This window comes from Kineococcus indalonis, from assembly GCF_009906395.1.
In the GTDB taxonomy this organism is placed as follows: Bacteria; Actinomycetota; Actinomycetes; order Actinomycetales; family Kineococcaceae; genus Kineococcus; species Kineococcus indalonis.
Genome location: NZ_JAAALM010000054.1, coordinates 1 through 12861, shown reverse-complemented (window position 1 = coordinate 12861; position 12861 = coordinate 1). Strand labels below are relative to the sequence as shown.

Below are 12861 nucleotides of genomic sequence, written 5' to 3'. Positions count from 1 at the left end.
GGGTCACCGGTGCCGTGAGCGCGCTGGTCGCGCTCACGGCACCGGTGACCCGGAGGCAGCGGTGAGCGGGTCAGCGCCGTGGGCGCGACCAGCGCGCTCCCGCCGAGAAGCGGGTGCGGTGCCGCGCGCGCGGCGAGCAGGATGCCCGGGTGCCGCCCACCCCGCCGAGGTCACCAGAGCGCCTGCCGAGCGCCCTGGCACCGTCCCGCTCAGCGGCCGGCCCGGCGACCACGGGCGCGCGGCTGCCGGCCGCACCGGTACCCGCCCCCGCTCCCGCAGCAGGACGCCCCCTCACCGCGGCGGCACCACGATGAGGCAGCAGCAGGTCCACTGCCGGCCGGAGCGGCCCGGTGACCACCCGGCGGTGCGAGAGCTGCACCTGCAGGCCTTCGGCGACCACGGGCCGCTCGTGGCCGACCTGGTCGACGAGCTGCGCACCCGGGTGGACGCCGAGCAGGGCACCTCCCTGGTCGCGCAGACGGCCAGGGGTGTGGTCGGTCACGTCGTGTTCACGGACGCGCTCCTCGACGCGCCGCGCCGACTGGTCACCGTGCGCGTGCTCAGCCCGCTGGCCGTGCTGCCGGCGGTGCAGCGCCAGGGCATCGGGCGGGCCCTGGTGGCAGCCGGCCTGCAGCACGAGAGCGTTCGAGCTGCCCCCGTCGTCTTCCTCGAGGGCGACCCCGGTTACTACTCGCGCCTGGGTTTCGAGCCGGGCGGTCCGCACGGCTTCCGCAAGCCCTCCCTGAGGATCCCCGACGCCGCTTTCCATGCCTTCCTGCTCCCTTCGCACGAGGCGTGGATGACGGGCACGCTCGTCCACCCCGACGTCTTCTGGCGGCACGACGCCGTCGGTCTGCGCGATCCGGGCACCTGACACCCACCCCGCCCACCGGGCGCGGGCGGTCGGCGACGTCCTGACGTGCGGGTCCCGGTGCGTTGCCCTCCGGTTCGACCACCGCGAGAGTGGAGCCGGTGAGAGGTCGTCGCCGGGCACCAGCAGCCGCACCGCCCGGTGGACGTCCGGACGAGCACCTGGAAGGGGAGCCCCGTGCACTTCGCGCTCATCTACTCCTACGACCCGAGCACCAGCGGCCCGGCCGAGGCCGAGGTCGAGCAGTGGCTCGCGCTCGACGCCGAGCTGTCCGCGGCCGGGGTGACCGTCCACGAGTCCGGCTTCCACCCCGTCGGCGAGGCCAGGGACGTCGCGGTCCGCGGCGGGCAGGTCTCGATCACCGACGCCCCCCGGGGGGGCAGCACCGTCGCCGGGCTCTACGTCGTCGACGTCCCCGGCCTGGACGAGGCCCTGAGGCTCGCGGCCAAGATCCCCACCGCTGCTTACGGCACGGTCCAGGTGCGTCAGGTCGTGCAGTTCGAGGGTTGACCACCCGGGCGCGCGAGGGCGCGGGGGGGGTGGAGCGCCGCGGCACGCACCCCGGCCAGCGCGGGCGTGCGGGCGTGCGGGCGTGCGGGCGTGCGGGCGTGCGCGACAGTCGTCCCCGTGAGCGTGACCGCGTGCCGTGACCACTCCCCCGCGGAGTGGATCGCCAGCTCCGACCGCCCGTGGCACCGCCTGGTCAGCCCCGGACCCGGCGGCTACGCCGCGTACGCCCGCCTGCGCTCCACCCCCGACCCCACCGGCCCCGGCCAGGCCGAGGCCGACGTCGACAGCGAGGACACCGCCGCCCTCGAGACCGCGCGCCTGCGCACCGCCGCCGCGGCCCTGGCCGCCCGCACCAGGACACCCCGGCGGTGCCGCTCCGCCGTCTGGGACGGCTGGGGCTGCCTGCCCACCGCCCGCGGCGTGGAACGCCGCCCTGCGCTCCACCGACCACCCCGCGAGCTCGAGCCGCCCGGACCCGGCGCTCGTCTGGCCCGCAGACCGGGCGTGGTGCCCCACCCGGGACGTCGACCCGACTGCGCCGCCATCGCCGCCAGCACCGCAGCGGTCGAGGACCTCCTGCGCACCCCCGACCTCGACGTCGTCCGCGCTGACCCCGACCAGGACCCGCCCCACCACCTCTGAGCCAGCGAGGGCCGGCCACGGCCGGCGTCGAGGAACCGCCCTCCGTGGGGCGCCAGGGTCTGCTCGATCGAACGCAGGTACCGCTCGATGTGGGGCCCGGGACGCACCTCCAGCAGGTGGGCCGGGGCGCAGGAGCCGCACGGCTGCGCGGCGGCGGCGGGTGCTGCCGCACCGCGGCGGTGGTGGCCTCGATCCGCTCGGTGCCCTCGACGTCCACCAGCGGGTCGACGTGCGTGGCCCGCTCCGTGAAGAGCTCCCGCACCGCCCGCCGCCGGGCGCTCGCCCGGTCTCGTCCCACACGGCCAGGCAGCGCTCAGCCACCCGGGCGGCCGCGGGCGCACCGCTCGCGCCGCTGGTGCCGCTGGGGGTGGGTGCACGGGCCGCGCGGGCGCGATGACCTCCCGGGCGACGGCGCGACGCCACCGGTGCTGGCTGCCGTCGCCCGCACGAGCGCCGCCCGGGACAGCGGCCGGCCACCGGTCGGGGCGCTGGTGCGCGCCCGGCGCCGGCTGCTGAGCCAGCTGGACCTCTCGTGCGCGTGCGGGGTCTCCACCCGGCACCTCAGCTCCGTGGAGCCCGGACGGTCCCGCCCCAGCCGCCAACCGCTGCATCGGGCTGCTCACCGCCGGGGCCGCCGCGCACCTGCTGCAGCCGCCGGTGAACGTCCTGCGCCTGAGCCTGCGCCCCGACGGGCTCGCACCGCGCACCACCGACCTGGCGCAGTGGCGCTCGCACCTGCTGCACCGCCTGGCGCGCGACGCCGCGGCCGGCGCCGATCCGGACCCGGCCCGGTTGCACGAGGAGCTGGCCGCCCTGCCCGCGGGCACGGACCCCGCCGTCGCGCCCGAAGCCGCCGCCGTGCCGCTGCGCCTGGACCACCCCCAGGGGGAGCTGGTGTCCTCGAGCACGGTGACCACCTTCGGCGCCGCGGTGGACCTGACCGCTCCGGCACCGCTGCCGCGGGCGGCGGCGCCGCACCCCCCGGGCCGGGCGGCGACCGCGTCCCCCGTGGCGCGAGGCGGCCGAGGACCTAAGCTGGCTGCGCCGGTGAGCGCGAGCCGGTCGGTACGGGAGGAGTGCTCGTGAGCCTGCTCGACTCGATCCGGTCCCCACGCGACCTCAAGCGGCTGCCACCCGACCAGGTGCTGGAGCTGGCCGCCGAGATCCGCTCCTTCCTCGTCGCCGAGGTCGCCAAGACGGGCGGGCACCTGGGACCGAACCTCGGCGTGGTCGAACTCACCCTCGCCATGCACCGCGTCTTCGACTCGCCCAAGGACCCGTTCGTCTTCGACACCGGGCACCAGTCCTACGTGCACAAGCTCATCACCGGCCGCCAGGACTTCTCGCACCTGCGCGAGCGCGGCGGCATCGCGGGGTACCCCCGACGCAGCGAGTCCGAGCACGACATCGTGGAGTCCTCCCACGCCTCCTCCTCGCTGTCGTGGGCCGACGGCATCTCCCGCGCCTTCCGCCTCAACGGGCAGTCCCACCGCACGGTCGTGGCCGTCGTCGGTGACGGCGCGCTGACCGGGGGGATGACGTGGGAGGCCCTGAACAACATCTCGCACGACAACGACCGCCGGCTGATCATCGTCGTCAACGACAACGGGCGCTCCTACGAGGCGACGATCGGCGGGATGGCGCGCTTCCTCAACTCGGTGCGCACGCGCCGCGAGTACCGCAGGCTGCACGAGACGAGCAGGGCCGCCGCCGACCGGTTCGGTTCCCCGGCCCGGGCGGTCTACCGGGGGCTGCGCGGCGGCATGCACGGGTTCCTGTCGCGCTTCACCGACAACGAGGCCCTGTACTCCAACCTGGACATCAAGTACGTCGGCCCCGTCGACGGGCACGACCAGCAGGCGCTGGAGAAGGCGCTGACGCAGGCCAGGGACTACGGGACCCCGGTCATCGTCCACGCCATCACCGAGAAGGGGCACGGTTTCGAGCCGGCCCTGCGCGACCAGGCCGACCAGTTCCACGCGGTGGGGCGCATCGACCCCACGACCGGGGAGCCCCTCGACGCGGCCTCGCAGCAGTCGTGGACCTCGGTCTTCGCCGACGAGCTCGCCCGCCTCGGTGACGAGGACCCCCGCATCGTCGCCATCACCGCCGCGATGCTGCGCCCCACCGGGCTGCACCGCTTCCAGCAGCGGCACCCCGAGCGGGTGTTCGACGTCGGCATCGCCGAGCAGCACGCGGTGACCAGCGCCGCCGGCCTGGCCTACGGCGGGCTGCACCCGGTCGTGGCGCTGTACGCCACGTTCGTCAACCGCGCCTTCGACCAGGTGCTGATGGACGTCGCCCTGCACCGGGCGGGCGTCACCTTCGTCCTGGACCGCGCCGGCGTCACCGGCCCGGACGGCCCGAGCCACCACGGCATGTGGGACCTGGCGCTGCTGCAGGTGGTGCCCGGCATCCGCATCGCGGCGCCCCGCGACGCGGCGACCCTGCGCGAGGAGCTGGCCGAGGCGGTCGCCGTCGACGACGCCCCCACCGTCCTGCGCTGGCCGCGGGGCGCCGTCGAGCCGGGCGTGCCGGCCGTGGTGCGGCTGCCCGACGGCGTGGACGTGCTGCGCCAGGCGGCCGCGGGCTCGCAGGACGTGCTCATCGTCGCCGTCGGCGCGATGGCCGGGGTCGCCCTGGAGGCCGCCGGGCTGCTGGAGTCCCAGGGCATCGGCGCCAGCGTCGTCGACCCGCGCTGGGTCGTGCCCATCGCCTCCTCGGTGGTGGACCTCTCGCGCGAGCACCGCCTGGTCGTCACGATCGAGGACGGGGTGCGCGTGGGGGGCATCGGCACGCGGCTCCGCCAGGACCTGCGCGCGGCCGACGTCGACACGGCCGTCACCGAGCTGGGGCTGCCCGACCAGTTCCTCGAGCACGCCTCGCGCAGCCAGATCCTCGCCGACGCCGGTCTGACCGCGCGGGCGATCGCCCACGACGTCATCGACCAGGTCATCGGCACCCGGCTGCCCCAGGCCCGCCCCGTCGAGGAGCGCTCCACCGTCTGGGACGAGCTGGAACGCTGAGCCCGGCGGGGGCCGCGCCCGTCGCCGTGTCCACCACCTCACCCGCCCGCGGCGTCGGCTCCCGGTCCGGCACCCGGTCCGGCGCCGCGTCCGTGCGCGGCCAGGCCGGTGCGCGGGGGCCGCCGCCCGTGCGCGGGGGACTCCGCGACCCACGAGGCCAGCACCATCAGCCGCTCGTGCGAGGCGCTGCCCGACTCGGCGCTGTAGACGAACAGCGTCTGGTCGGCGTCCCCCGGCAGGGACAGGGCCTCGAAGTCCAGGGCGAGCTCGCCGACCAGGTGGTGGTGGAAGCGCTTCCTGCCGTGCGTGCGCTGGTGCACGTTGCGCTCGGTCCACCACCGGGTGAACTCCTCGCTGTTCAGCGTCAACTCCCCCACCAGCTGCTCCAGCAGGGCGTCCGCGGGGTGGCGGCCGGCGTCCAGGCGCAGGGTTCCCACCGCCTGGGCGCTGACGGTGCGCCAGTCCGGGAAGACCTCGCGGGCCGCGGGGTCCAGCAGCAGCCACCGCACGTAGTTCCGACGGCGGGCCGGCAGGGCGTCGAAGTCGGTCATCAGCTCGGCGGCCAGCCGGTTGCTCGCCAGCACGTCGGTGCGCCGGCCCAGCACCAGCGCCGGGTGCTCGGTGAGGGAACCCAGCAGCTGGTGCACGGCCGGGCGCACGCGCTGCACGCTCGGCTTCTCGGCGCCGCGCCGGGGCGGCCTGGCCAGGTCCCGCAGGTGGGCGGCCGCTGCGGCGTCGAGGTCCATCGCCGCGACGAGCGCCTCCACCACGCTCTCCGAGGGGCTGGTGTGCCGGCCCTGCTCCAGGCGGGTGTAGTAGTCCACGCTCAGCCCGGCCAGCTGCGCCACCTCCTCCCGCCGGAGACCGCGCACCCGCCGACCGGGGCCGGGGGTCAGTCCCACCGACTCCGGTTCGGTGCCGGCCCGGCAGGCGCGCAGGAAGGCTCCCAGGTCGTGACCGGCGCTCATGCGCCCATGCTGGCACCCGCGCTGGCGCTGCGGCAGGCGCGAAGGGGGTGCACCGTACCCAGGCAGGCGCTGCCCAGGCAGGCGCTGCCCAGGCAGGCGCTGCCCCGGCGGCCGCTCCCCCGGTACCGCTGGGCACTCCGTGGCCCTTCGCGGGCGCCGGCGGGCGGACACGCTGGAAGCGCGTCCGGCAGGCGCCGGGCGTTCCCGTCCCCCGCTGCTGAAGGAGTGGTCCTCGTGCCCTACCCCCTCGACCGTCCCGCCACCTGGCTGGTGACCGGTGCCTCCCGCGGCCTGGGCCTGGCCCTGGTGCAGGCGCTGCTGGCCTCGGGCGCACAGGTCGTCGCCACCACCCGCTCGCCCTCGCGGCTGCGGGCCTCCCTCACCGGTGTCGACACCTCCCACCTGCTGGCCCTGGAGGTCGACGTGGTCGACCCGGCGGCGGTGGAGGAGGCCGTGCGGCGGGCGACGCAGCGCTTCGGCTCGCTCGACGTCGTGGTCAACAACGCCGGCTACGGGTTCCTGGGCGCCGTGGAGGAGACCACCGACGCGCAGGTCACCGCCATGCTCGACGTGCAGGTGAAGGGCACCTGGAACGTCGTGCGCGCCGCCCTGCCCGTGCTGCGCCGGGCGGGCTCGGGGCACCTGGTCACGATCTCCTCCGTGCTGGGGGTGACGTCCTTCCCCGGGTGGGGTCTGTACTGCGCCGCGAAGTTCGCCGTCGAGGGGCTGACGGAGTCGCTGGCGGCGGAGGTGTCCGGGTTCGGCATCTCGGTCACCATCGTCGAACCCGGCTACTTCAACACCTCCTTCCTCACCGCGGACTCCCTGTCGGTGACCGACACCGCCGTCGAGGGGTACGAGCCGATCCGGGAGATGATCAGCCAGCACCAGCGGATGCCGGGCACCCAGCCGGGCGACCCCGACCGCGCCGCGCAGGCGCTGATCGCGCTGGCGCGGGCGAACGGCGCCGGCCGGCTGCGCCAGGCCCTGGGTTCGGACTCCCTGCGGATCGCGCGCTCCGCGCTCACCGCGAGGCTGGCCGAGCTGGAGGAGGGCGCCGATCTAGCGCGCTCCACCGACTACGCGCACAGCTGAGCTGCCCACCGGGGAGTCGAGCAGCGCGGTGGAGGACACCGTCAGGACGTCCTCCACCGCGCGGCCTCAGCCCCGGTAGCTCGCGCAGGCCTCCAGCCCCAGCTCGTCGAAGGCCGCGAGCAGTTCCTCCTCGCGCACGACCGTGCGGGCACGCACCGCACCGGCCAGCGCGGAGTCGTCCGGGACGCCGGCGGACCACACCTGCAGCTCGCGCTCGATGGAGAGGGCCTGAGCCGCCAGCGCGCCGACGACCCGGTCGACCGCGGGCCGGGCGTCGGGGTGGACCTCGCGCACGCGCAGCTCCAGGGCCAGGGTCCTCAAGGAGACCGTGTACCCGAGCCAGAAGGGCCACTGACCGGTCGGGCCCACCCACCCCTCCGGTGCCACCGCGTACGGCTGCAGCAGCTGCTGGCAGCGGGGCCCGAAGACCTCGGCGACCTCGGTGCGGCTCAGGGGCCGAGCCTGGGCCGCGAGCGGGGGTCCGACCCGGTGCGGGGAGGCGATCGAACCCGCCACGGCAGCGCCGGTCAGCACCGCGGCGGTGGCTCCCCACCCCCACCGCCTCCTGCGGCGGCGCGGGCCGGGCCGGGTCCGGCCGGGCGGCGTGGGCCTCCCACCGGTGATCGCGCCCAGCGCGCACAGCGCACCGAGCGCGAGGAGCACCAGGAGCACGACACGCACGTCCGCCACCCGACCTCGTCCTGGCCCGTCGCACCGACGATGACGCACCGGGCCGGGGTGGACCGGTCCGGGAGGAGCGCGCCCGCTGCGTCGAACCGACCCCAGCGGGAACTGCTCAGGCTACTCCCGCAGGGGCGCACCGCCCCGGGGGTGAAGGGCGGTGCACGCCCCGCGGCGCCCGTGACGGGGGCTCGCCGGTGCGTTCACCCCAGGTGCCGCAGGCGGGGCCAGTCCCGGTGCCAGTCGCCGCCGGCGGTGCAGACCGACACCGGCTGCCCCGCCTCGTCGTTGGCCAGCCCCGCGTCGTTGCCCAGGCGCGCCAGCAGGCGGCAACCGGTGAACACGTCCGGGCGCTGGAGACCCACCAGCAGCACCGTCGTGGCGGACGCCGGTGGCGGGCCCCAGTCGGCGAACGCGTTGTGCCCGGAGTGCACCGGCGGCAGGTCCGCCCCCCGTCGCCGCGCGCGGGCCAGGGCCCCGGCCTCGCCGTGGTTGGCGGTGACGACCACGGCCGTCCCCGGCAGGTCCACCGCGGCGGAGAGCACCGCGTCCACGAGTTCGGGCCAGCCCACCTGCTCACCGAGGTCGTGGTTCACCTCCAGCAGCGGCCCGGCCCGGTGGGCGGGAAGCCACGGCAGGGTGGCCAGCGCGCCGCCGACCAGGTTGAGCACCACCGCCCCCGCCAGGACCCCGCGGCGCAGGCGGCGCGAGGACCAGCGCACCAGCGGTGCCGCCGCGGCCGCGAGCACGGCCGGGGCCAGGCCCATCGTGCAGTACGGCTTGCCGCCCGTGGCGATCGTCTGCACCAGCAGCAGCGCGTAGGCCACCGCCAGCCAGCGCTGCGGGGAGCGCCACAGGGCGAGCAGGCCCACGACGAACACCGGCAGCAGGAGCGGGCCGAGCATCAGCGCCTGCCCCGTGAGCACCTCCCAGCGCTGCACGGAGGTGCCCGAGGAACCCGCGGCGATCGCCCGGGCCATGCGCGCCTGCGGCCACCCGTGCGTCGCCTGCCACACCACGAGCGGCAGCGCCAGCGCCGCGGCGGTGGCGGCGGCGACCCGGGGCCCGGGGGTGCGCAGCGCCGCCCTGGGCCCGCACAGCAGCAGCGCCGCGGCGCAGCAGGCCAGCACCACCGCCGCGAGCAGCTTCACGTGCAGGGCGAGCCCGGCCACGAGACCGAGCAGCAGCCACGGTCCCGTGCCGCCCAGGCGCAGCGCCCGCAGCAGCAGCAGGACCAGCACCGACGTCGCCAGGAGGTCGAACGCCGTGGTGGAGAACAGGTGGCCCGTCGCGAGGAGCACCGCCGCCGTCGCGGTCGCCGCGGCGGCCAGGAACGCGTGCACCGGGCGGGGGCCGCCCAGTTCCCGGGCGGTGCGGGCCGCGACCAGGACGAGGAGGGCCGCGGCCAGGGCCGGCAGCAGGCGCAGCCCCACAGGGAGCCGCCGGCCACGGCACCGGCTGCACGGGCCAGCAGCGGGACGAGCGCGGGCTGGTCCGGGTAGCTCCACGCCGGGTGCCGGCCCGCCTCCAGGAAGTACAGCTCGTCGCGGTGGTGGCCGTAGCGGCCCCCCACCGCCGCCAGCAGCAGGAGCACCACCCCGGCGGGCAGCGCGGGGGCCCAGCGCGACGTCGCCACGCGCGCACACTAGCGATCGGGGGCGCAGCACCGGCCACGGATCGGGCGCTGCCGGGCGCTGCCGGGCGCTGCCGGGCGCTCAGGTCCGCGCGGTGCCGCAGTCCGCGGAGGTGGGCGGGGCGAGCGGTTCGCCGACCAGCGGCGGCAGCTCGCCGAGCGGCGGGCAGACGGCGTCGAGGACCAGCAGGCCGTAGCGGCGCCAGGCGTCGGGCGCCTCCGCGCGCGAGCGGTCGGCGATGGAGCCGATCATGGAGGTGACGACCTGGACGTCGTCGGCGGCGAAACCCTGCCGCAGGGCTCCTTCGGCGCGGGCGCGCTCGACCACGCCGGTGACGACCTCGCGCAGGCGCTCGCGCAGGTCCAGGGCCTCGGCGGTCTGGGGGGCGGCGCGCAGGACGGCCGTGGACAGCGAGCGGTCGCCGGCCCGCAGCGCCATCGCCCCCAGCACGTACTCGCGCAGCGCCTCTCGGCCGGTCGGCAGCGCGGCGGCGCGCTCGGCCAGGGCGAGCAGCGTCTCGTACTTGTCGGTGACCAGACCGCCGAGGAGCGCGTCCTTGTCGGGGAAGCGCCGGTAGACCGTGCCGACGCCGACGCCGGCCGCCTGGGCCACGTCGTGCAGCGTGACGTCGAGGCCGCGCTCGGCGAACAGCCGGCGGGCGGCGTCGACGACGAGGGCGCGGTTGCGGGCGGCGTCGGCGCGCAGGGGGCGCACGGCGGTCGAGCTCACCCGCTCATCGTACCCGCGGCAGCGGGAACAAGCGGACGCATCGTGTCCGGTTGCGTGTACGCTGACGTAAGCGGACTCGCGATGTCCGCTTCATGCCGGCCGGACCGCTCGCCGGCACCACCGAACACTGGAGGGCTCCATGAGCTCCGAGACCCCTGCCCGGACGGCGCCGCCGGCGCACGCGGTGAAGCGCTCGGCGCACCACCCCGCGCACGCCGCCGTCCGCGACCACCGCTGGCTGGTGCTGGCCGTCATCGGCACCGCCCAGCTCGCGGTCGTCCTGGACGCCACCATCGTCAACATCGCCCTGCCCTCGGCCCAGCGCGACCTCGGCTTCGCCGACGGCCAGCGCCAGTGGGTCGTCACGGCGTACTCGCTCGCGTTCGGCTCGCTGCTGCTGCTCGGCGGCCGCCTCGGCGACCTGTTCGGCCGCAGGAGCACCTTCCTCACCGGGCTCGCCGGTTTCGCCGGGGCCTCCGTGGTCGGCGGTCTCGCCCAGGACTTCGGCCAGCTCGTCGCCGCCCGCGCCCTGCAGGGCGTGTTCGGGGCGCTGCTCGCCCCCTCGGCCCTGGCCCTGCTCACCACCACCTTCACCGACCCGAAGGAGCGCGCCCGCGCCTTCGGCGTCTTCGGGGCCATCGCCGGCTCCGGGGCCGCGACCGGCGTCCTGCTCGGCGGCGTGCTCACCGAGTACGCGACGTGGCGCTGGTGCCTGTACGTGAACGTCGTGTTCGCCGTCATCGGCGTCGCCGGTGCGCTGGCGTTCATGCCGAGGTCCGAGCGCGGGCCGCGCCCCCGCCTGGACCTGGCCGGCACGGTGACGATCACCCTCGGCCTCGTCGGCATCGTCTACGGCTTCTCCTCGGCCGAGACCGCGGGCTGGTCGGACGCGGTGACCCTGGCCTGCCTCGCCGCGGGCGCCGTCCTCGTCGCGCTGTTCGTCCTCGTGGAGTCCCGCGCGGCGCACCCGCTGCTGCCGCTGCGGATCGTGCGCGACCGCGACCGCGGAGGCGCCCTCGTGGCGATCGGCCTCGTCGGCGTCGCGATGTTCGGCATCTTCCTGTTCCTGACGTACTACCTGAACCAGACGCTGGGGTTCTCCTCGCTGGAGACGGGCTTGTCCTTTCTGCCCATGCCGTTCTCGATCATGGCGGCGGCGACGCAGCTCACCCCCCGGCTGCTGCCGCGCGTGGGACCGAAGGCCCTCATCCGCGCCGGCGCCCTGCTCGCCGCCGCCGGCGTCCTGCTGCTCCTGCGCACCGACGCCCACAGCACGTGGGGCGGGACGGTCCTGCCCGCCCTCGTGGTGACCGGGCTCGGCATGGGCCTGATCGTCTCCTCGGCCATGAACACGGCCACCAGCGGCGTGGCCCGCGAGGACGCCGGCGCCGCCAGCGCCAGCGTCAACACGTTCCAGCAGATCGGCGGGTCCATCGGGACGGCGCTGCTCTCCACCGTGTTCGCCAGCGCCGTGTCGCGCCAGGGCGGGGACCCCGCCGACGCCGTCCTGCACGGCTACCACGTGGCCTTCACCGGCGGGGCCGTCGCGCTCGTCCTCGTCGCGCTCGTCTCCGGCGGCCTGGTGAACCGGCACGCGGTGCGCCAGGAGCGCCTCGCCGGGACCCCCTCGATCCCGGCCCCCAGCACGGCGCGCTGAGGCCGGCCGCGGCCGCGTCGCGCTGGCCCTGGTCCGGTGGGCCCGCTCGGGCGCGAGCGGGCCGTCTCCGCGACGGCGCGGGCGACCGAGCGATCGCTCGCCGACGTGCCGGGGTGAGCCGGTGCGCGGTGGCCCGCGCCCGGGCACCGGTGAGTTCCGCGGCGGCGGCGGGTCCGAGGGGGGTCGGCCCGGACCCGCCGGGCGGCGCAGGTCACCCCGGTCCGTCCCCAGGAGGTCCCCGTGGCACCCCGCCTCAGCCCCTACGTCTCCCTGCCCGGCACCGCCCGCGAGGCGCTGGCGTTCTACCGCTCGGTGCTCGGCGGGGAGGTGACCCTCTCCACGTTCGGCGAGCTCGGCGCCGGGGGCGCCGAGGGCGTGGACCCCGACGGCGTCATGCACGGCCAGCTCGACACCCCGTCCGGCTTCACGCTGATGGTCTCCGACGCCATGGCCGGGGCGGCCCCGACCACCGGCAGCAACCTCGCGCTGTGCCTCTTCGGCGACGACCTCGAGCAGCTGCGCGGGTTCTTCACCGGCCTCGCCGAGGGCGGGCGGGTCACGACCCCGCTGCAGGCGCAGGTGTGGGGCGACCAGTACGGCGCCCTCACCGACAGGTTCGGGGTCGAGTGGATGGTCGACGTCTCCGCCCCCGCCTGAGCGGGGTCGGTGCCGGCCGGCGGGACCGCTGCACCGCCGGCCGGTGAGGGGGCGGGGCCCCCTCACCGCAGCGAGCGCTGGCCGCACACGTCGTACTCGCACACCGAGGCCGACAGGACCGCGGCGGCCTGCTCGCCGCCGGGCCCGTCGCCGCGGAAGGCCTGCACCGCCTCCTGCGACACCCACCGCTCCAGGACGTCGATCCGGCCGTCCTCCAGCAGGTCAGCGGTGATGGTGAAGTCCAGGCAGCCCTCAGCGGCACGGGCCCGGCGCACGACCTCGGCGCAACCGGCCAGGTAGGCCTCGCGCGCTCGGGGGTCCACGAGCAGGTGCCCGACGACGATGACCACGGAGTCCTCCTCAGCGGGTGGGTGAGCGGGGTGAGCGGGTG

General features: G+C 76.4%; 13 protein-coding genes. 8 read left to right on the top strand and 5 right to left on the bottom strand.

From position 1 onward, the window contains the following. The first annotated feature begins 310 nt into the window (after nucleotides 1-310). The 5 genes from GTR00_RS04835 (at nucleotide 311) to dxs (ending at nucleotide 5049) form a co-directional block, all read left to right on the top strand. The gene (locus GTR00_RS04835) at nucleotides 311-874 is read left to right on the top strand and encodes a GNAT family N-acetyltransferase (protein WP_166610506.1); all 564 of its coding nucleotides are present in this window, start codon (nucleotides 311-313) and stop codon (nucleotides 872-874) included. Between the two features lie 174 nt (nucleotides 875-1048). Further along, entirely contained in the window at nucleotides 1049-1381 is a 333-nt protein-coding gene (locus GTR00_RS04830; RefSeq protein WP_166610505.1) for a YciI family protein, read from the top strand. Nucleotides 1382-1498: 117 nt separating this feature from the next. Further along, nucleotides 1499-2023, top strand: a complete 525-nt coding sequence (locus tag GTR00_RS04825) for a hypothetical protein (RefSeq protein ID WP_166610504.1) — start codon at nucleotides 1499-1501, stop codon at nucleotides 2021-2023. A gap of 609 nt (nucleotides 2024-2632) precedes the next feature. Further along, nucleotides 2633-3109, top strand: a complete 477-nt coding sequence (locus tag GTR00_RS04820) for an MmyB family transcriptional regulator (protein WP_407659604.1) — start codon at nucleotides 2633-2635, stop codon at nucleotides 3107-3109. Next, a complete protein-coding gene (gene dxs, locus GTR00_RS04815; protein WP_166610503.1) occupies nucleotides 3106-5049 on the top strand; it encodes a 1-deoxy-D-xylulose-5-phosphate synthase in 1944 nt (647 codons plus the stop codon). The genes GTR00_RS04820 and dxs overlap by 4 nt, the downstream gene beginning before the upstream one ends. 38 nt (nucleotides 5050-5087) lie before the next feature. Here the strand turns inward: dxs and GTR00_RS04810 are convergent, their stop codons facing one another. Next, nucleotides 5088-6017: a helix-turn-helix transcriptional regulator gene (locus tag GTR00_RS04810; protein ID WP_166610502.1), complete on the bottom strand. Its 930-nt coding sequence runs from the start codon at nucleotides 6015-6017 to the stop codon at nucleotides 5088-5090. A 234-nt stretch (nucleotides 6018-6251) separates the two neighbouring features. Between GTR00_RS04810 and GTR00_RS04805 the strand changes: the two genes are divergently transcribed. Further along, nucleotides 6252-7112, top strand: coding sequence for an SDR family NAD(P)-dependent oxidoreductase (locus GTR00_RS04805; protein ID WP_166610501.1), 861 nt, complete (start codon nucleotides 6252-6254; stop codon nucleotides 7110-7112). 66 nt (nucleotides 7113-7178) lie between these two features. Here GTR00_RS04805 and GTR00_RS04800 read toward each other — a convergent pair whose 3' ends face one another. The 3 genes from GTR00_RS04800 to GTR00_RS04790 form a co-directional block, all read right to left on the bottom strand. Continuing rightward, the gene (locus GTR00_RS04800; protein ID WP_166610500.1) at nucleotides 7179-7628 is read right to left on the bottom strand and encodes a hypothetical protein; all 450 of its coding nucleotides are present in this window, start codon (nucleotides 7626-7628) and stop codon (nucleotides 7179-7181) included. A gap of 368 nt (nucleotides 7629-7996) precedes the next feature. After that, nucleotides 7997-9226: a glycosyltransferase family 39 protein gene (locus GTR00_RS04795; protein WP_166610499.1), complete on the bottom strand. Its 1230-nt coding sequence runs from the start codon at nucleotides 9224-9226 to the stop codon at nucleotides 7997-7999. A gap of 282 nt (nucleotides 9227-9508) precedes the next feature. Further along, nucleotides 9509-10156, bottom strand: a complete 648-nt coding sequence (locus tag GTR00_RS04790; RefSeq protein ID WP_166610498.1) for a TetR/AcrR family transcriptional regulator — start codon at nucleotides 10154-10156, stop codon at nucleotides 9509-9511. Nucleotides 10157-10295: 139 nt separating this feature from the next. On the opposite strand from GTR00_RS04790, the gene GTR00_RS04785 reads away from it, so the two are divergent. Together GTR00_RS04785 and GTR00_RS04780 are read left to right on the top strand one after the other, a co-directional pair. Next, nucleotides 10296-11813: an MFS transporter gene (locus tag GTR00_RS04785; RefSeq protein WP_166610497.1), complete on the top strand. Its 1518-nt coding sequence runs from the start codon at nucleotides 10296-10298 to the stop codon at nucleotides 11811-11813. 240 nt (nucleotides 11814-12053) lie between these two features. Continuing rightward, nucleotides 12054-12470: a VOC family protein gene (locus GTR00_RS04780; protein ID WP_166610496.1), complete on the top strand. Its 417-nt coding sequence runs from the start codon at nucleotides 12054-12056 to the stop codon at nucleotides 12468-12470. 62 nt (nucleotides 12471-12532) lie between these two features. On the opposite strand, the gene GTR00_RS04775 is transcribed toward GTR00_RS04780, so the two are convergent. After that, on the bottom strand, nucleotides 12533-12820 hold the full coding sequence (locus tag GTR00_RS04775; RefSeq protein WP_166610495.1) for a putative quinol monooxygenase: 288 nt from the start codon (nucleotides 12818-12820) through the stop codon (nucleotides 12533-12535). Between the last annotated feature and the right edge of the window lie 41 nt (nucleotides 12821-12861).

Coding starts and splice junctions, on each gene's coding strand:
- GTR00_RS04835 (WP_166610506.1), top strand. CDS start 311: ATGAGGCAGCAGCAGGTCCACTGCCGGCCGGAGCGGCCCGGTGACCAC.
- GTR00_RS04810 (WP_166610502.1), bottom strand. CDS start 6,017: ATGAGCGCCGGTCACGACCTGGGAGCCTTCCTGCGCGCCTGCCGGGCC.
- GTR00_RS04785 (WP_166610497.1), top strand. CDS start 10,296: ATGAGCTCCGAGACCCCTGCCCGGACGGCGCCGCCGGCGCACGCGGTG.